This window comes from Trichocoleus sp. ST-U2 (assembly GCF_039961875.1).
In the GTDB taxonomy this organism is placed as follows: domain Bacteria; phylum Cyanobacteriota; class Cyanobacteriia; order Cyanobacteriales; family FACHB-T130; genus FACHB-T130.
Genome location: NZ_JAMPJY010000004.1, coordinates 159,736 through 179,520 on the forward strand (window position 1 = coordinate 159,736; position 19,785 = coordinate 179,520).

The 19,785-nt window shown below is 42.5% G+C and carries 14 protein-coding genes; all 14 read left to right on the plus strand.

Features of this window, described 5'->3' with window-relative positions; translation table 11 throughout:
* Positions 1–8: 8 nt before the first annotated feature.
* The 14 genes from NC996_RS04110 (at position 9) to NC996_RS04175 (ending at position 19,627) form a co-directional block, all read left to right on the plus strand.
* Complete coding sequence (locus NC996_RS04110; protein ID WP_190682253.1) at positions 9–1,316, plus strand: O-antigen ligase family protein; 1,308 nt, start codon at positions 9–11, stop codon at positions 1,314–1,316.
* Positions 1,317–1,386: 70 nt separating this feature from the next.
* The gene (locus NC996_RS04115) at positions 1,387–2,388 is read left to right on the plus strand and encodes a glycosyltransferase family A protein (RefSeq protein ID WP_190682256.1); all 1,002 of its coding nucleotides are present in this window, start codon (positions 1,387–1,389) and stop codon (positions 2,386–2,388) included.
* A gap of 126 nt (positions 2,389–2,514) precedes the next feature.
* Positions 2,515–4,038, plus strand: a complete 1,524-nt coding sequence (locus NC996_RS04120) for an MOP flippase family protein (RefSeq protein ID WP_199302851.1) — start codon at positions 2,515–2,517, stop codon at positions 4,036–4,038.
* 56 nt (positions 4,039–4,094) lie between these two features.
* A complete protein-coding gene (locus NC996_RS04125; protein ID WP_190682260.1) occupies positions 4,095–5,339 on the plus strand; it encodes a glycosyltransferase in 1,245 nt (414 codons plus the stop codon).
* A gap of 48 nt (positions 5,340–5,387) precedes the next feature.
* On the plus strand, positions 5,388–6,602 hold the full coding sequence (locus NC996_RS04130; protein WP_190682263.1) for a glycosyltransferase: 1,215 nt from the start codon (positions 5,388–5,390) through the stop codon (positions 6,600–6,602).
* Positions 6,603–7,002: 400 nt separating this feature from the next.
* Positions 7,003–8,877, plus strand: coding sequence for an ABC transporter ATP-binding protein (locus NC996_RS04135; RefSeq protein ID WP_190682266.1), 1,875 nt, complete (start codon positions 7,003–7,005; stop codon positions 8,875–8,877).
* 140 nt (positions 8,878–9,017) lie between these two features.
* A complete protein-coding gene (locus NC996_RS04140) occupies positions 9,018–10,070 on the plus strand; it encodes a glycosyltransferase (protein ID WP_190430092.1) in 1,053 nt (350 codons plus the stop codon).
* Between the two features lie 399 nt (positions 10,071–10,469).
* Entirely contained in the window at positions 10,470–11,294 is an 825-nt protein-coding gene (locus tag NC996_RS04145; protein ID WP_190682269.1) for a DUF6817 domain-containing protein, read from the plus strand.
* 70 nt (positions 11,295–11,364) lie between these two features.
* Positions 11,365–12,396 carry a glycosyltransferase family 2 protein gene (locus NC996_RS04150; protein ID WP_190682271.1) on the plus strand — a complete coding sequence of 344 codons (1,032 nt, stop codon included), beginning with the start codon at positions 11,365–11,367 and terminating at the stop codon, positions 12,394–12,396.
* 53 nt (positions 12,397–12,449) lie between these two features.
* Entirely contained in the window at positions 12,450–13,388 is a 939-nt protein-coding gene (locus tag NC996_RS04155; RefSeq protein WP_190430089.1) for a beta-1,6-N-acetylglucosaminyltransferase, read from the plus strand.
* 17 nt (positions 13,389–13,405) lie between these two features.
* Complete coding sequence (locus NC996_RS04160; protein ID WP_190682274.1) at positions 13,406–14,428, plus strand: glycosyltransferase family 2 protein; 1,023 nt, start codon at positions 13,406–13,408, stop codon at positions 14,426–14,428.
* Between the two features lie 121 nt (positions 14,429–14,549).
* Positions 14,550–15,347: an FkbM family methyltransferase gene (locus NC996_RS04165; protein WP_190682277.1), complete on the plus strand. Its 798-nt coding sequence runs from the start codon at positions 14,550–14,552 to the stop codon at positions 15,345–15,347.
* Positions 15,348–16,263: 916 nt separating this feature from the next.
* Entirely contained in the window at positions 16,264–17,229 is a 966-nt protein-coding gene (locus NC996_RS04170) for a beta-1,6-N-acetylglucosaminyltransferase (protein WP_190682280.1), read from the plus strand.
* A 79-nt stretch (positions 17,230–17,308) separates the two neighbouring features.
* The gene (locus NC996_RS04175) at positions 17,309–19,627 is read left to right on the plus strand and encodes a hypothetical protein (protein ID WP_190682283.1); all 2,319 of its coding nucleotides are present in this window, start codon (positions 17,309–17,311) and stop codon (positions 19,625–19,627) included.
* Positions 19,628–19,785 lie beyond the last annotated feature (158 nt).

Sequence of the window (19,785 nt, forward strand, 5' to 3'; positions counted from 1 at the left end):
AGATATCAATGAAACCTCAAAATCTTGAAGAAAAGTTGATTTGGTATTACATTACCTGGATTTATGTAATTCACATTCTTGGGCTACAAATGACCTTAGTGCCTATACTAGCTTGGTTTTTCTTGTGGCGTGTAGGAAAGAAACTGTGGAACCAAACAGAGAATACGCCCACTGAGGAGAAAATAACCATTCCCACAACAATCTGGGTGTGGATCATTTGTATCTTAGTCATGGAGGTGGCTTTAATTGCTGCTCACATGAACTTCAATCTAGGATTAGGCAAAATTCTGAACTCATCAATCAATTGGGTTGTAAGATATGCTCCCTTAGCGTTATTTCCTCTTGCAGGCTGTTTAAAAATTCGACCACAGATAATTTATAGAGCAGCTTGCATACTTTGTCTGCAAAGCTTAATTGCTGTGATCGTTTGCTATACAGCGTCTAGATTACACCTACCTTCTCATATCTACACTTCCCCTTTGCGGCTCATAGAACGTAGCGGTCTTGCCTACTACAGTGTTAACCTCTACGGTCTCGATCCTGAAGGAGGTGGAGTTCGTCTTGAATTGTTTACGCCCTGGGCACCTGCCTTGGGAATGGTAGGAAATATCTATTTCTTTCTAGCAGCGCAAGAATCGAACAAAAAATGGCGATTCATTGGCATGATTGGCGCGGTTGCAATGATTGTGGGTTCGGTTTCGCGCCTAGGTATTGTATCTCTTCCTTTTGTCATATTTTCTACTTGGGCTTTATCAAATTTTACGAAACCTTATATACAGCTCATAGCCGGAATCGCCAGTTTTGTTATGGGAGTGTTTTCTTCCTGGCTAATCAATTCATTTAGAGCTTTCTCAGATATGTTCTACCAGGCAAGAGCAGGCTCTTCCAGAGTGAGAGATATATTGGCTCGCCTAGCAGTAGAACGTTGGAAAGAAGCTCCTATATGGGGACATGGAATTGGTGAATTTAAAGGGCCTGCTGTTGCAACATTCAAGCCAATCGGTTCTCACAATACTTGGTTTGGTCTTCTGGTAACGAAAGGAATCGTAGGGTTTACGGCACTTGTCATTCCCTTGGCTTGGAGCTTCATAGATTTAGTAATTAAGTCGCAAAGCAGTCGAGTTTCACGAGTAGGATTAAGTATAATCTTGGTGATATTTATGTTTACTTTTGGGGAAAATATAGAGGCTCTTGCCTATGTTTATTGGCCTGGGTTAGTTATGTTAGGAATTAGCATCAAAGAAAAGTTTCCTAGCTTTTTATTCGCTGAGACCAATATTCCTGAAAACGGTTATAGAGTCAAAACAGAACTTTAAACTGTTTACTGATGATTGAGGGGAATTAAGATAACATTTTTTTATTAGACTTACACAAAGGTTAAACTAAATGCCAGTAATATCAGTGATAATTCCGGTCTACAATGCTGAACAAACAATCTTGGAAACGGTTAAATCTGTTCAGCAGCAAACATTTTCAGACTTGGAAATAATTTTAGTTGATGACGGATCGAGTGACAAAAGCGTAGAACTGCTTAAAGGAATTGTTGATGAACGGGTAAAAGTATTTGTCTATAAAAATGGCGGAGCCGCCGTCGCTCGCAATCGCGGTTTAGCTCACGCTAAAGGTGAATTTATTGCCTTTATCGATGCAGATGATTTATGGACACCAGACAAGCTAGAACTACAACTTGCAGAATTACAAAAGCACCCAGAAGCAGGAGTAGCTTATAGCTGGACTTCTTTTATAGATGAAAAAGGAAAACTTTTATATGTGCAGCAACCCGTATATTTTGAAGGAAATGTTTATCCACAATTATTAGTCAGCAATTTTCTAGTTTGTGGGTCAATTCCACTGATTCGTAAGCAAGCAATTGAGTCCGTTGGGGAACTCGATCCAGAACTGAAATCTACTCATGATTGGGATTACTGGCTCAGGTTAGCAGCTAAGTGGTCTTACGTTCTGGTTCCTCAACATCAGATTTTTTATCGTCAAGTAGCTGGCTCAATTTCTTCCAAAATAGAGGTTAGGGAAAAATATAATCTGATGGCGCTTGAAAAGGCTTTTCAGACAGCACCAGCAGAGTTGCAATCTCTCAAGAACCAGAGTTTAGCAAATGTTTATCAGCACCTCGCCGATCTGTATTTAACTCGTAAAGCAGATCCTGATGCAGTTAAGCAAGCGGGTTACAAACTAAAAACGGCAGTTCGTTTGTATCCAAAAATGCTCCTAAATAGCAGCGCTCAGCGCTTACTGCTGAAATGGCTGGTGATGCGATCGCTTTCCCCTAAATTCGCTAACTATTTTCGGCAGATATCTACTAAATTTCGTGATTTTCGATATCAACGCTGGAGTAAAAATTTAGCAAATATCGGTAAGGAGACGCCCTGAATTTAGTTTAAAAACCGACCAAAGCGAGGGAATTTAGAAGAAGGGTTTAAATCCTTCTATAAATATCAGAAATAATTAGCAATTTTTAAATTAGTCGCTTCAAAGAGTTTTATAAGAGGTATCAATTTGTCAAGATTAGAGAAAAAGATTCTATCTGAGCCTGACCAAACTCAGCACTTTCAGACTGACCATCTGAAGGCTGATTTAAAAGGTCGCTCGGTTCGTGGCGGTGCAGTCACGATGGTGAGTCAGGGGTGCAAATTTGTACTTCAAATGGGATCGACGGTTGTGCTAGCTCGTCTACTCTCACCTCAAGACTACGGTCTAATTGGGATGGTGACTAGCGTGACGGGTATTGTGTTTCTCTTCAATGACATGGGTCTGTCAACGGCGACGATCCAAAGAGCCGAAATCAACCACAAGCAAGTCAGCACCCTGTTTTGGGTGAATGTGGGGATGAGCCTCTTGCTGATGCTATTGACTGCGGTTATGGCACCGGCGATCGCTTGGTTTTATGGTGAGCCGCGCCTCACCTGGATTGCGATCGTTTCTGCCAGTGCATTTATATTTGGTGGGTTGAGCGTCCAGCACCAAGCCTTGCTTCGGCGGCAGATGCGCTTTACCGCTCTCGCTGCAATTGAGATCGTCTCCATCGTGCTGGGGGTAGCGATCGCGATTATTTCGGCTTTGTATGGGGCTGGATACTGGTCGCTGGTATTTATGTCACTGACTACGGCAATCGTCACGGCTGCTGGGGTTTGGGTAATGTGTGGTTGGCGTCCTGGCTTACCTGCTCAACGCTCAGGCGTCCGTTCTATGCTGGCTTTTGGTGGCAACCTCACTGGTTTCAGCGTCCTTAACTACTGCGCCCGAAACCTGGACAACATTCTAATCGGACGGGTGTGGGGTGCTGAGGCTCTAGGTGTGTACGCGAAAGCATACAGCCTAATGATGCTTCCTTTGCAACAAATCAACTCCCCAATTACCGCTGTTGCCGTTCCCGGTCTGAGCCGATTGCATTCTGAGCCACAGCAATTTCGCAATCACTATTTAAAAGGACTATCGCTGATCGGATTTTTGACGACGCCTATCGTCCTCTTTATGATGATTGTCTCCGAAGAATTGGTCGAGCTGATACTTGGCTCCCAATGGGGAGAGGCTGGTACAATCTTCAAGCTTCTTGGTATATCTGCACTCGTTCAACCACTTACGAATACCTCTGGCTGGCTCTATATTTCTTCAGGAAGGACAGCTCAGATGTTCAAGTGGGGAGTATTTTCTTCCAGCTTCTTAGTGATTTCTTTTTTCTTTGGATTACCTTATGGCGCACGCGGTGTTGCTTTAAGTTATTCAATTGCCAAGCTATTGCAGACATTGCCTTGTATGTACTATGCAACGCGCGGCACGTCTATCACCATGCTCAATTTATTAGAAGCCATGAAGCATCCTTTGCTGGCATCTCTAATCGCAGGAGCGATCGCTTTTGGGGTTAAGTTAGCGATCGCGCCAACTTTAACCGTTTGGGCTACAGTGATTGTCAGTTTGACGGTAATGGCTTTGACCTATTTAATCTTGATGTTCTATGTATTCAATACCAAAGACCTTTACCTATCTGTACTAAAACAGTTCAAACGACCTAAAGGCTCTTGATGCTTAACCGTCCAGAATGATGACAGCAGAGTATCGGATATTAGGTGAAATTTACGATGAGAATCGCTTTTATTGTTGGTAAATTTCCTACTGTATCAGAGACGTTCATCTTAAATCAGATCGTGGGGCTGATTGAGCGAGGACAAGAGATTGAAATTTACGCCCAGCAACCGGGCGATACTGCCAAAATCCACCCAGATGTGGAAAGATATCAACTTCTTGAGCGCACCTACTATGTTCCGGAGCAAAGACCAGCCAATCATTTAATTTATGTAATTAAAGCGATTGGACTGCTGTTAGCAAATTTCCACAAAAATCCTGTTGCATTTCTGCGATCGCTTAATGTTTTTAAGTATGGCAAAGAAGCTGCTTCATTGAGGATGCTGTATACAACATTCTCGTTACTCCCATTTCTATCAAATAAGCCATACGATATAATCCATTGCCAGTTTGGACCCTTAGGATTCTTAGGGATGTACTTTAGGACAATTGCTGCCTCTAGAGCTAAAGTAATTATCTCATTTCGAGGTTCTGACCTCACTATGTATCTCAGTCAATATGGTGACGATATCTATAAAAAGCTTTTTGAAAAAGGAGACTGTTTCCTGCCCATTTGTAAACATTTTAAAAATAAATTGATTAGTCTGGGCTGCAATGAAAAAAAAATTATTGTACTCCGCTCAGGAATCGATTGTAATCGGTTTTCCTTTAAGACACGCTATCCGCATCCCGATGGTAAAGTGCGGATTGTTTCAACAGGTCGCCTAATTGAAAAAAAAGGGATTGAATATGGTATTCGCGCTATTGCTAACTTGACAAAAATGAACCTCAATGTTGAGTACAATATTATTGGTGATGGCTCTTTAAAGCCAGACTTGCAGCAACTGATTCAAGAGTTAGATGTTGGAAATATAGTAAATCTCTTGGGCTGGAAACAACAGCACGAAGTCGTGCAAATTCTCAACGATTCCCACATTTTTGTAGCTCCCTGCGTAACCAGTAAGGATAATAATCAAGAAGGAATTCCTAATGTTTTAAAAGAAGCAATGGCAATGGGTTTGCCAGTTGCCAGCACTCACCATAGTGGCATCCCTGAGCTAGTCGAAGATGGGGTTTCAGGGTTCCTAGTTGCAGAACGGGATGTCAATGCTTTGACTGAAAAATTAGGCTACCTAATCGCCCACCCAGAGGTCTGGCCCGAAATGGGTGCAGCTGGTCGTGCATACGTGGAAAAACACTATGAAATTGGGCAGCTAAACGACCATTTAGTTGAAATATACGAGAAACTGCTAATTACCTGATAGGGTATTTAGTAAATAGAAAAGTCAAGTTGTAGGGGTAAAATTGTTGTGAAAGTCGCGATGATTGTTGGTCGATTTCCGGTTTTGTCAGAAACCTTTATCTTAAACCAAATCGCTGGTTTAATCGATCGGGGTCACGAAGTTGATATCTATTCTGACCAACTCGGAGATACTTCCAAGGTGCATCCAGCAGTAGAAAAGTACCAACTCCTGAATCGCACCTACTATATCCAAATGCCATCTAATATTGCGATTCGCGGGCTAAAAGGCTTGGGGTTGCTATTCGCGAACAGCTACAAAGATCCAGCCCTATTACTGCGATCGCTTAATGTTTTTAAGTATGGCAAAGAAGCTGCTTCATTGAGGTTACTATATGCAGCAGTCTCATTATTGGGCAAAAAAGAATACGACATCATCCATTGTCAATTTGGCCCTTTAGGATTCATCGGGATGTCATTTCGGCTGATTGGTGCGCCCCACGGAAAATTAATTACCTCATTTCGCGGTTTCGATATTAGCCAGCATATTCAGGAATTCGGTGAAGACGTTTATAATCCCCTATTCGCCACAGGAGACCTTTTTCTTTCTAACTGCGATTATTTCAAACGTCGCCTGATTAAGCTAGGTTGCGATGAGAAGAAAATCATCGTCCTTCGTTCGGGCATTGATTGTAGCAAGTTTGTGTTTACCACACGTCATCTACCCGCTGATGGTCGTATTGGGATTGTCACCACGGGTCGCCTTGTCGAAAAAAAAGGGATTGAGTATGGAATTCGTGCCATTGCCAAGTTGGCTAAGGCATACCCCAACATCGAGTACAACATCGTTGGGGATGGGCCATTAAAGGAAAGTTTGCAGCAACTCATTGATGAGCTGGACGTTAGTGACAAAGTAAAATTGCTGGGTCACAAGCAGCAGCAGGAACTCATTGAAATTCTCGACAACTCCCATATATTTATCGCCCCCTGCGTGACAGCGAAGAACGGCGATCAAGATGCCCCCGTAAACGTATTAAAAGAAGCAATGGCAATGGGTTTACCCGTGATAGGGACGCAACACGGTGGCATTCCAGAACTGATTGAAGATGGGATTTCAGGTTTTTTGGTTCCCGAACGAGATGCCGATACTCTGGCTGAAAAGTTGGACTATTTATTTGAACATCCGGAAGTTTGGCCTGAAATGGGTCGCTCCGGTCGCGCCTACGTAGAAGCGCATTACGACTTTAACAAGTTGAACGAGCGGTTAGTAGAAATCTACCATTAGATAGAGTTCAACCGTTCAAATTGCATTTGGCAGGTTAAAATCTGCCATTAGAAGTATATTTCTCTAGAAAAGACATGATATAAACCGGAATGATTTTCTGATTGAATGAGTTAAAAAATAAAAACTTCAAGCAAGGATTTTATATTAATTGCAACTTCACTAAAACTTCACATTAAAAATAGGGAAAATCGTGTTTTTTCGATGCTTTTATAGCAAAAACTCTGGTAACATTTACTAGAGAAAGTGAACAAAGCTAACACTGTGTTTCCTACGAGCAAAATAATTTAAGAGCAAGCGTCGGCACAGTGAAATATCAGGAAAAAGCGCTCCGGCAAGAAAATTTAGCCTGGAATTAGCAATCAACGATTGGCTGTTCAAAGGTTCAGTAGCGGTAGACACTATGAGTCGAAGTCAGACACTCGGACGAGAAACAAGGTTGCGTGAGGCTAAAGCAAAATTAAAATTGGGCTTAATGAAGCGAATTGGAAAATTCGATAAACTGACCTCTCTGATTTTGGAGGTGCAGAAGAAACCTCTCTATCTAGGTTTAGTGACAATGATTTTGTCTTCTATTCTAGATAGTGTAGGAATCGGATTGATGATTCCTTTCCTAAAAGTAATTTTGAATGAAGGAGGTGGAACGCTTCTTCCTCAAATGGCTTTAACGGAAGGGTTGAACAGTTGGCTAGCGCAGCAAGGTAAAGGAACGCTCATTAGCTTGTTTGCCTTAGTCCTCATGGGTTCTTTAATTTTAAAAGGGTATTTCTACTACATTTCCCAAGTCTTGACTTCCATTTATCGGGAAGCCGTCATCAAACGCTTGAGGAAACGGCTGTATCAAACCTATTTATATTCGCCCATTGAATTTTTTGATAATGTGCAGATGGGTAAAGTAACCAGCACCTTACATACAGAGGTGATGGAAACAAACAAGCTGTTGACTAACTTCTTTTATGGCTTGACCAACCTGCTGATTTTAATCGCGTATTTGGGAACGTTGGTGATCGTGTCGTGGAAAATGACGGTTCTAACGACATTTTTGATTACAGGCGTTGCTTTATGGCTCAGTTATTTCTTGAAAAAGATTAAGACATCGGGGGGTTTAGTTGTTACTGCTAAACGCACTCTAAACGCGATGGCTTTAGATACGTTAGGCGGTGTTCGCATCGTTAAATCTTATGGTGCGGAGGATTTTGAACTGAACCGCTTCAATAAGATCAGTAGCAATTATATGGAGGCGAACATTGGGCTAGCTAAGAAGCTAAACATCATCGACCCGCTGACAGAGTTAGCGACTTTGGCTGCGGCGATGGTGGTTTTAGTCGGTAGCTACACTTTGTTTATCTCCAAGGGTCTGCTCACGACCGCAGAGCTACTAATATTCATGCTGGTTCTGATTAGAATTGTTCCGGTACTGAAAAAGGTGAATGCCGCGAGGGGTTCTGTCCAAGAGTCTCTGCCAGCGTTAACGAAAGTCACGGAAGCGCTCTCGTTACCAGAGAAATATCCGCTTCCTAATGGAAACCAGAAATTTACAGGGTTGCGCGATCGCATTCTTTTCCAAAATGTAAAATTTGCCTACAGCGGCAGATCTTACGTCCTCAACGGTTTGGATCTAGAAATTCCTCGTGGCAAAACTGTGGCGCTGGTTGGCGCTTCTGGAGCCGGGAAATCCACTGTGGCATCTCTCGTTACCCGTTTCTACGAAGTGACCGACGGTGTAATCGAGATCGACGGTCAAGATATCCGAAACTACGATGTTGTCTCGCTACGCCAGCACATCGGAGTCGTTAGCCAAGACACCTACATTTTTAATGCCTCACTTCTGGATAACATTGCCTACGGTTTAGAGGGAATGGACAGAGAAAAGGTGATTGAGGCAGCCCGCCTTGCCAATGCCCACGAATTTATCTGTCAGTTGCCCAACCAATACGACACAGTGGTAGGAGATAGAGGCGTTAGGCTTTCCGGAGGACAACGACAACGCATTTCAATTGCTAGGGCAATGCTGCGCGACCCGGAAATCATGATTCTCGATGAAGCCACTAGCGCCTTAGATTCGCAGTCAGAACAGTTAGTGCAAGAAGCACTGGAACGTTTGCGAACAAACCGGACTGTAATTGTGATTGCCCACCGTTTGGCTACTGTCCGGAATGCCGACAAAATTGTGGTAATGGAGAAAGGTCGAATTATCGAACAGGGAGGGCATGACGAGTTGCTTGCCCAGCAGGGAGCTTACTGGTCTTACCACAATCTCCAGTCTTTGCCTGTGTAAAACAGACCTGCCCAAGCGACACCGGGCAACTACACAGTACAGACTTTAAACACAAACAAGTTTTTTCCCTATCTAGCTGAGTTGATGCATAGCAAACAAAACAGCCGATAAATTGTTTAGTCTTTAGCGAGGAGTTCCTGATGTTAGATCCCCAAGTTACGATTGTTGTTTCACCCCGCGAACGTTTCAGCTGCGCCCGCGAGTCGCTGGAAAGCATTTACGAACATACATCAGTCCCATTCAAGTTAGTTTACGTAGATGGGGGTTCACCCGCTCACATTCAGCGTTATTTGCAACAGCAAGCGACTGAAAAAGGATTTCAAATCATTCGCACCGATCACTACCTCACTCCAAACCGCGCCAGAAACCTCGGTCTGAGTCAGGTTACAACCAAGTATCTCGTCTTTATCGATAACGATGTGATCGTCAGCCCAGGCTGGTTGGAAAGCTTAGTTCAGTGCGCTGAAGAGACAAACGCTACCGTAGTGGGTCCCCTGACCTGCCAAGGCACTCCGGTACACGAAATTGTCCATTTTGCCGGTGGAGAAGCCCACATTTGGCTGGAAAAAGTCGGCGAAAACCCCAGACGGCGTCTCCGCGAGAAAATGTACAAGCAAGGTCAGAAAGTAGCGGAGGTGCGACCCAAGCTCAAACGTCAACAAACCGAACTAGCAGAATTCCATTGCGTGCTGGTTCGCGCTGAAATCTTTGAGAAAGTCGGCTTGCTCGATGAACAAATGTTCAATACTAAAGAACACCTCGATTTCTGCATGACAGTCGTTGAGGCGGGTGGTAGCGTTTACTTTGAGCCAGCGTCTCTTGTCACTTATGTTCCAGGCCCGCCACTGAAGCCTTCAGATATGCTCTTCTATATGCTGCGTTGGAGCGACGCTTGGGAACTCAATAGCTTGCATCGCTTGCGCGATAAATGGAATTTGGACGAGGACGGGTACTTCAAATATCGCTACAAGCGCTTGGGATGGCGGCGATACGTGACAATCCTGAACCCAATTGGTAGCCGCCTGACTTTAGGTCTTGCTGGGGGCGGAGTCGCAAAAGTGTTGCGTCCTCTAGATAAGGTGTTTAACCGTTATCTCACGAATCGTCAGGCTCGCCTGCAAGCGAAAGGGCTACAACCTCAGATGCCTGCAATACCGGAGAAGAAGCCTACAGTGACGGCATCGTCCCGTTAGGTTGGCGTGTAAGGGTGTAGAACGACGAAACGAAGGTGCCAAAAGAAGGTGCGATCGCTTCGACGATAAATACCCTTACACAGCCAAAACCTAAGTCTTCATCCAGAAAACAAGTGGGGAAAGCGATCGCAATCCACAGACTTTTTTAGTCGTACTCCTACCTTGGAAAAGTGGATGCTATTACTAAACTTGTTCTGTGTTAAGCGATTCCCCGCTTTTTCAGGAACGCTCCTGTTGAAATTGAAATGTTGTTTGGGTTTTCCTTCTTCAGAGAGAGGTTTTGCCTAAGCCGTTCAATGATTGTTAATTTTTTTAAATGCACTTGACTTAGACAAAATCAATGGACTTCGCCTAAGCCAAGTGCAACAAAAATGAAGCATTCCAATCAAAAGCAAAATTATGCACTCTTTTGCTCAAACAAACATTCAACTCTTCAACCAGCTACGTGCAGAAGGCTACTCAAGCAACGATATTAACCGCATCCGTGATGCTTATCAGCTGACAATGCAGCTGTTCACAGGTGCTTTTCGAGCCTCAGGTAAGACGTTTATTGCCCATCTAGTCAGCACTGCTAGTATCCTGGTTTCTCTTCATGTACCTGCAAAGATAGTAGCAACAGGTCTGCTTCATGCTACCTATACTCATGGTGACTTTGGAAACGGGAAAAAAGGCATTTCCGATGCCAAACGCGAACAGGTAAAACGTGTTGTTGGCAAAGAGATTGAGAAGTATCTTGCTAGATATGCAACGCTATCCTGGAATAAAAAGACGATTCCCGCTATTTTTCACCGCATTGATACGCTCGATCCGCTTGAGCGCGATATTCTTTTGGTGCGCTTAGCCAATGAGCTAGAGGAATACTTGGATTTTGGCATTGTTTATTGTGGAGATTTCAAACATCAACAATACATTAATTATGACGGTCATCTGATCGTAAAAATGGCAGAAAAGTTAGGTTTTCCTAATTTAGCTACTCAACTAACAGAAGCATTTAAAGAAACTGCCTCCGCTGAAATACCTAGGGAACTTTGTAACACAAACGCTCAAGATGTTTCGTTTCGTCTTGCACCAAAGTCCTACCAGAAGCGGCTGTCACTCACCTTTTATAATTTGTTGATTCATAAACCCCGTCGTTTAGTTTCTGTCATAGCCCGTAAGCTTGGTAATTTGCGTCCCAGTACGTCCATGACAACGGATGTTCCTACTATAAGTCAGTCAGAGTAAGGGGGCAGTTAATCACAAGGAAGTGCTGGCTGTAGCAAATATTATTTTTTCACAATTTTTCAAAATTAAAATGAAAAAAATTTCTGTCATAATTCCGGTCTATGGAGTCGAAAAATATATAGCTGCTACAGTGCAATCAGTTCTAGACCAAACCTACAAACATTTTGAACTTCTAATTATTGATGATGGTTCTCCCGATCAAAGTGTAGAAATTTGTCAGCAATTCACAGATCCTCGAATTCAGATTATTCGCCAGCAGAATAGCGGGGTTTGCGCCGCTCGAAATACAGGAATTCGCCATGCTCAAGGAGAATATCTGGCTTTTTTAGATGGAGACGATTTGTGGCTGCCAGAAAAGCTGGAAAAACATATTGAGCATCTAGAAAATTCACCAACTGTCGGGCTTAGCTTTAGCCGCTCTGCTTTTATTGACGAAGCGGGGCAGCCATTAGGTATCTATCAAATGCCTAAACTCAAGGATATTGCTCCACCCTTGATCCTCTGCCGTAACCCGATTGGAAATGGCTCAGTTCCGGTGATTCGGCGAGAGGTTTTTGAAGCTATTAAGTTTCAAGATGCTCCTCAGGGTACTGCAAAAGATTGTTATTTCGATGAAAGATTGCGACATTTTGAAGATGTCGAATGCTGGCTTCGCATTTCCTTAAAGACTGATTGGCAAATCGAAGGCATTCCTGAAGCTTTGACGCTGTACCGAGTGAATGCTGGGGGCGCTTCAGCCAACCTACTCAAGCAGTTAGAAGACTTGGAAAAGGTGCTTGAAAAAACCCGCTCCTATGCTCCAGATTTGATTGCTCAGTATGGAAACCCAGCTAAAGCCTACGAGTTGCGGAAATTAGCCCGCTGGGCAGTCCGGCTGAAAGCTGCCCCAACCGCTGTAGACATGGCTCACCGCGCCTTATCTACCCACTGGCGCATGATTCTTGACGAACCCCGGCGGACACTTTTGACGTTGGGAGCTGCCTATTCGCTGTGGTTACTGCCACGTCCTCTCTACCGCCAAATGGAAAGTTTTGCCTTAAAAATGACAGGAGCCGCCCAAAAACGACGCATTCTTCAAGATCGTTCCCGTCAATTGGCATAATGATAGAACCTTTCTTATAAACACCCGCTCGCCATCAAAATAGGTTGCAGAATATGAGGGTTGTCTACCTGATCCAAACCCATACCAATCCGGAGCAAATTTATCGGCTGGTTAAAGTTATTAAAAAGTCCAGTAATGACTCTTATATAGTGATGAGTCATAACTTTAATGCTAGTCAAATAGATGTAGAACTCTTCGAGAGTTTACCGAATGTTAAAGTACTAAGAGCTAAGAAAGTTGGAAGAGGCGATTTCTCGATAACCCAAGCTTATTTGGATGTTATTGACTGGATTTTAACCCAGAATATTCAATTTGATTGGCTAGCTAATCTTACAGGTCAAGACTATCCGACTCAATCGCTCTCAAAATTTGAGAATTTTCTGGCTGCAACCGAGTACGATGGATTTTTTGATTATTTTAATGTGCTTTCTGATAAGTGTACTTGGGGAGCTAAAGATGGGCGCGATCGCTACTTCTATCAATACTGGTGGTCAGGTATAGAATTAGCCAAGTGGCAAAGAGCCTTATTCAAACCTTTTCGAGTTCTTATTAATAATGTTCAGCCTTTTGTGCGGATTGATTCTTCCTATGGACTCATCATCGGGCAACGGGCCGCTTCAGCTCCATTTAATGACAAATTTGTATGCTATGGAGGCTCTTACTTTAAAACAATTTCTAGACAATGCATTCAATACATTCATGATTTTTGCTCTGCCAATCCTGATTTGGTGAACTACTACAAGAAAGTTCGCCTTCCCGATGAATCTTTTATGCAAACCATCTTATTAAATAGTGGTTTGTTTAATTTTTATCCCCGCAATATGCGCTATATTGATTGGGAGAACAGCCGACACGGTCATCCCCGCATCCTCACATCTGAAGATTTTCCAAATTTAATTAAAGATAAATATTACTTTGCTAGAAAATTTGACATGAACCGGGACAGCAAAGTATTAGATATGCTTGACGAAAGAATTTTTCAAGCAACTTAAATAAAATGGTACTTTTCATGAAAAAATTTTCGGTTATTATTCCAGCCTACGGAGTAGAAAATTATATAGCTGCTGCAATTGAATCGGTTCTAGCTCAAACATACAAAAATTTTGAAATTATTGTAGTTAATGACGGCTCTCCCGATAGAACTGTAGAAATTTGCCAGCAGTTTATAGACCCTAGAATTAAAATCGTTAGCCAGAAAAATAGAGGACTCGCTGGAGCAAGAAACACCGGAATCCGCCATGCTCATGGCGACTATTTAGCTTTTTTAGATGGCGATGACCTTTGGCTACCGGAAAAATTAGAGAAACATCTCGAACATTTAGATAATTCCTCAACGGTAGGGATTAGTTTTAGCCGTTCTGCTTTTGTTGATGCAACAGGAAATCCCTTGGGTACGTATCTGATGCCCAAGTTCAAGGACATTACACCACCCGATTTACTTCGCGACAATCCAGTTGGAAATGGTTCTGCTCCCGTAGTTCGGCGAGAGGTATTTGAAGAGATTAAATTTCAAGATAATCTTTACGGGACTGTTGAAGATTTCTATTTTGATGATAATTTTCGTCAGGCAGAGGATATAGAATGCTGGCTTCGCATCCTCCTCCAAACCAACTGGCAAATTGAGGGGATTCCTGAAGCGCTGACACTGTATCGGGTAAACGCGGGAGGTCTTTCAGCTAGTTTGCTGAAGCAATTAGAAGCTCTCGAAAGGGTAATTGAAAAAACACGCTCCTACGCTCCAGAATTAATCGCTGGATGGGAAAACCCTACTAAAGCATATCAACTGCGATATTTAGCGAGAAGTGCAGTCCGTTTAAAAGCAGGCTCAATGGCTGTGCAGCTAATGCACCGAGCCTTGGCTGCTCACTGGCGCATCCTTTTGGAGCAACCCCGCCGCACGCTGATGACCTTAGCAGCTGCCTACTTGCTCTGCTTCTTACCCCATCCTGTTTATTACCAAATAGAGGCTCTTGCTGCCAAAATGACTGGGCTTATTCAAAGACGCCGTATTCTTCAAGATCAGTCTAGCTAATCTTTATAATTCAACATTTTTATACTGCTAATAAAATTAATCTAACTGCTTCAATAAAACCTTGAAGCTACCTTAATTGATGTTAGTATAGTGGCGTTTTAGTGACTGGAGCAGCTAGACGATGAAAATTTTCTTAGAAATAAAAAACTTTTTAAAAGAAACAATTAAGGGTTCATTTCTCGATCCGGTCGTAAGACCTTTTTTAGATATAGTAAATCCTCCTAAACGCAGTGACATTCTTAATAGACAAGACAATGCTTTCACGATTGAAATGATGTCTTGTGTTTTAGCAAAAGACTCAAACTGTATTGATGTTGGTTGTAACACGGGCGATTTACTTGACAAAATTTTACAGTTTTCACCTCTAGGATTTCATTATGCATTTGAGCCAATACCACGGTTAGCGAGTAGGCTTAGAAAAAAATTTCCAACCGTTGAAGTAAGAGAAACAGCTTTGAGTGATTCGGAGGCAGAAACTACTTTTTGGTATGTAGTGAATGCTCCTGCTGTAAGTAGCCTGGATAAAGAATGCTGTAAAAGCCATATTCCTGATGCACTTATGGAACCAATCACTGTTAAAACTCAGAGACTTGATGATGTATTAGCCCCAGACCTTAAGATTAATTTCATCAAGGTAGATGTAGAAGGGGTAGAATTGCAGGTTTTTAGAGGTGCTATCAGAACATTAAAAACTTATAAACCTTACTTAGTCTTTGAAAGTGGCTTAATTAATTCTCAGGAATGGGTTGATGGGACATTGAAAGACGGGAAATGGCACGATAGCAGAATTTACGATCTGCTTGTCAATGAGTGTGGTCTAAAAATTTTTAAGCTAAAAAATTGGGTAGATGGTTTAGCTCCGCTGAGTCGGGATGAATTTCTAAAATCTTCTGCTTGGAATTTTTTAGCAATGCCTTAGTAACAGAAAAATTTGCCTGAATACTTTTTGAGCTATCTGCAAAGTGGCAATTAGCTAATTTTCTAGTACTTTTTATTATGCTAGTTTTGTGCAGGCAAGATTGGTATTGCTTGTTACTGTTATTTTAATTTTAAAGGAAATATATTAATGTTTTACTTTAGGCGGACAAATCGCATAAGTAAAGTCTATCTTAAGGGGGACGCTTGCACCATAGGCACTGTAACAAGATGTAAAGCGTAAAGCGACTAGGATTGCAAGCGTGGCTTGAGTCCCTTAAAGAGTTCCTTAGACTGGGATTTTAATTATGACCATAGCTGTAAATGTAAAAAATTGGGTGCAACGAAAAGGTCATAGCCTGTCGTGAAGAATCTAATTTTGTACACCATTACTGAATTTGGACATGGTTAAAAGACAGAGATTTTTTTCCTAGGGTACAGAGTTTAGTATCTATGTCTATGTGGGTGAAACAATAAAACAAGGTTCGGTTGAAAACCGGGAACCAAATAAACCCACATTTCGTCTATATACCAGGTGTACTATTTACCATTCTGAACTTAACTATTCTAGAGTGCCTGATTTCCAGTGAAAGCACCTATTTACTGCTGTTTTAACTTTGTCGATGCTATTGCAGTTAAACAGTTTTAGTTAAGTTTTTGAACACAGATTTCTCTGTCAATTTATGACTTTGCTTGCACAAAATCACCAGTATTTATTATGCAGGCATTTCTAGTTTGACAATTGTTGCAAATTTTGTTGTTACCGCATAGAGAGCAGATAATCAGGTTTTTTTTAATACCTTGACCTGGTTGAATCTAGCTATCTCTACTTAATAATACATCTGAAGTGTTATGCACAACACTTTGGCAGATTGCTGCGTTCACTTTTTCGTGCAGTTGTTTTCTGGAGGTTAAAGATCGTGAAAGTTTTATATCTGATTCAAAGTCATAAAAATCCCGAACAGATTTTTAGACTGGTGCAAACTCTAAAAAAATCAAGTCCCCAATCTCAGATATTGATTAGCCATGACTTTAGGGGTTGTCATTTAGACGTAACGGCCTTTCACGAATTCCCAGGAGTGAATGTAATTAGGGGTACGGGAGGACGAGGAGATTTTTCGATTGTTCAAGGTTATCTGAATGCCATTGACTGGCTTTTTAGCCATAATGTTGAATTTGATTGGCTTGCCAATATTACAGGCCAAGACTATCCGATTCAACCGCTACCAAAAATTGAGAAGTTTCTTGCGGAATCACCGTTTGATGGCTTTTTAGAGTATTTTGATGTACTTTCAGATTTAGAGGGAAATCTTTGGGGAAGCCGGGAAGGTAGCGATCGCTATCTCTATCAGTACTGGCGTTCGGGTCAATATTTACCACTCTGGAAACGCGCTATCGTCAAAATTCCTCGCATGGTCATTAATAATGTCCAGCCTTTGGTGAGAATAAATTCTTCCTATGGGCTGATGCTAGGAGTTCGTACGACTTCATCTCCATTCACTGAAAACTTTAAATGCTATGCAGGGTCTTACTTCAAGACTCTATCGAGGAAGTGTGTCGAATATTTACATCATTTTTGCCAGCACAACCCCGATCTAATTAATTACTATAAAAAGACTTGTATTCCTGATGAATCTTTTGTCCAAACGGTTTTAGTCAATAGCGGGCAATTTCATTTGTGTAACGACTATAAACGCTATATTGATTGGACTGGGACTCGCCACGGTCATCCTCGTACTCTAAATGCTGAAGATTACTCAGCAATTATAAGAAGGGACGTTCACTTTGCCCGAAAATTCGATATGACGCAGGACAGCAGAATTTTAGATATGCTTGATGCAAGAGTTTTAAAAGAAAGTAGCCCAGTCACCTTAGGCATTAGTTAAGACTTAACCCGTCAAATCTGTATAGTCAGCTATAATTCCTTAGTTGGAAGTAGCTGATTATGGGATTTGAGGCTCAACGATGTTTAATGCAGCTATTAATCATTGGTCAACCATTGAAGCGATCGCTAATGTTACATTTGCAGGGCTGGCAAGCGTCCAACCAGTTCTGACTAGCTTATTAGTCTTCGCCATCGGGATTTGCCTCGCCCATATCGCCTTCAAGCTGATTACTAAATTTAGCGCCCAACCAGGCCTTTCGTTAGCTCGAACGGTTCGCCTTGCTGTCATTGCTCTGTTTGCCACAGTCGCACTTCAGCACATCTGGCTTGCTAGCAACATCCTTAACGGTGCATCAGGACATGCAGAAGTCGTCACTTCCCGCAATTACCGAACCAATGTGTCTTTGGGGGAGACGAATGTTGCAATAGGCGGAGGGGGCTATGTTACGGGTATTTTTCTGCATCCGCTACAGAAGGATCTTGTTTACATCAAAACTGATGTGGGTGGCTTCTATCGTTGGAATTCAGTAAATAAAAGCTGGGTACCGCTAACTGACCACTTTCCACTAGAGAAGAGCAATTACTACGGCGGAGAAGCCCTAGCCCTCGATCCAAAAGATCCAAATATTGTTTATATTGCCGCAGGCAAATACGTCTGGGATGAGCCTGGAACTATCTTTAAGTCTAACGATCGAGGTGCAACCTGGAAAAAGCTGGATTTGGACTTGCCAATGGGCGGCAACCAAGATAGGCGGGAGGTAGGCGAGAGACTCGTCATCAATCCATTTAATTCCAAGATGATTTTATTTGGTTCGCGGCGCGATGGGCTTTGGAAATCTTTAGATGCTGGCGCGAACTGGGCTAAAGTGACTTCTTTTCCCGGAAAGCCGGAAAAAGATATCGGCATCACAGCAATTGTCTTTGACAAAGATAAGCCTGGCTTAGTCTATGCCAATGCCTATGGTGATGGAATTTATAAATCTACTAACACAGGCATTACCTGGAGCAAGATTGACGGAAGCCCAAAAAAAGCGATGCGGCTAGTGACAAGTCGCAATAACACTCTCTACACAACAATTAATGGAAGTCCTGGAGTTAGAAAGTATACAGATGGAGATTGGAAAAACATTACTCCACAAGGCTCCAAAGAGGATTTTAATGGGTTGAGCATTAACCCTGCTAATTCTAAAGATATTCTGGTTGCTACAAAAGAGAGAAAAAATACTAAAATTTACCGCTCATTCGATGGCGGAACTACATGGAAAGAGCAGAAGCGATCACTTAACAATACCGTTCCTTGGTGGTCTAGCTATATGCTCTCCAATCCTTCTGTCTCTGCGATTGAGTTTGACCCCCACGTTTCTGGAAGAGTTTGGTTTACCGATTGGTACGGAATATGGCGGACAGACAATATTAACAAACAACCCTCTGCCTGGACGAACTATCAAAAAGGACACGAAGAGCTTGTCACCTTCACCTTAACTGCGCCTCCGAGTGGCGCGTTGTTGTTGAGTGGGGTGGCAGATGTAGACGGGTTTTACCACAACAAGGGATTAGACAATTATCCATCTAAAACCTTTAGTGCTAGTGGCCCTTCGTTCCAGGATACCTACAGCATTGCCTACTATGAAAAAGCTCCCCTGCAAATGGTGCGCGTTGGCGGTAATCGCTGGAACAATACTTATTCGGGAGCAACTTCGACAGACGGCGGCTTAACTTGGAAAGAATTTGCTTCATTTCCAAAAGACACGATGCCGATGCGTATAGCGATGTCAGCAACTAATCCAAAGTTATTTGTTGTCACTGTTAGTGGAGATAAAGCTCTCCGCACAGATGATGGAGGCGCTTCGTGGAAAGAAGTTACTGGCTTACCCAAGGGTTCCAAGGGACCTTGGAATTGGTCTTTGCCGCTGGCAGCAGACAAAGTGGATGGTAACACGTTTTATTACTATAAGAATGGCAAATTCTATCAAAGTACCGATGGAGGTTTGTCTTTTAAAGTCGTGAATTCATCACTTCCCGATGAAAGTTGGCACTCGCTAAGAACCGTATCTGGAGTTAAAGGTGAAATTTGGCTGAGTCTCGATAAGAAACAACTTTACCATTCGACAGACGGTGGCAAGACCTTCTCTAAGATGAATGCAGTTAAGAGATCCTATTTGTTTTCTTTAGGAAAACCACAGCAGGGAAGCACGATTCCAGCACTGTATGTGTACGGAGAAATTAATAATATGGGCAAAGGAATCTTCCGTTCTCTCGACAGAGGGAAGACATGGCAAAGGATTGGTAATCCGAAAAATCCGATTGGCAATAGCCCAAATGTGATGGAAGCAAGCTTGCAGCAGTTTGGTTTAGTTTTTATTGGTACAAATGGCAGAGGAATTTACTATGGCAATTAGTAATCCAGCAGGAACATCCTCCTAAGGCGGCAAGCAAATACATCTCGTGACGCAGTTGTAGCGAAGGGGTTCGGAATGCGATCGACCCTTACAATCTATTTAGAACCCCAGCCTTACCCGTTTACCGGAAAGAAAGAGCTTGAGGAAAGGTGGGAGAA